The sequence below is a fragment of the Enterobacter sp. ZOR0014 genome (genome assembly GCF_000798855.1).
Taxonomy (GTDB): Bacteria; Pseudomonadota; Gammaproteobacteria; order Enterobacterales; family Enterobacteriaceae; genus Enterobacter; species Enterobacter kobei.
This window is the reverse complement of sequence record NZ_JTLF01000387.1, coordinates 1-245: the sequence shown is the minus strand read 5'-3', so window position 1 is coordinate 245 and position 245 is coordinate 1. Positions and strand designations below refer to the sequence as shown.

At 37.6% G+C, this 245-nt stretch carries 1 protein-coding gene; it reads left to right on the top strand.

The genetic code is table 11. From position 1 onward, the window contains the following. Window positions 1–245, top strand: a 245-nt coding sequence (locus L977_RS25120; RefSeq protein WP_047626915.1) for a DUF7413 domain-containing protein, incomplete at both ends; no start/stop codon positions are given.

Below are 245 nucleotides of genomic sequence, written 5' to 3'. Positions count from 1 at the left end.
TGGCTTTCCTGATGATAACAGACGAGTTTATCAAAGTGGCAAGCGAAAAGGCCAAAAAGTTAGTTGGTCTGATAAAGAGGAAAAACAGCAGAAAGACGATATTAGAAAGTTCATATATGAAAAGCAACTACAAAAGTTTAAGGGCAGAAGAAAAAGCTAGTAAACATTACGCTAGAGGTGTCAGAAAGCTATCTAAAGAGCTTGAGGAAATGAACGAAACAAAGTATAGGGCAGAGCCTATGTTC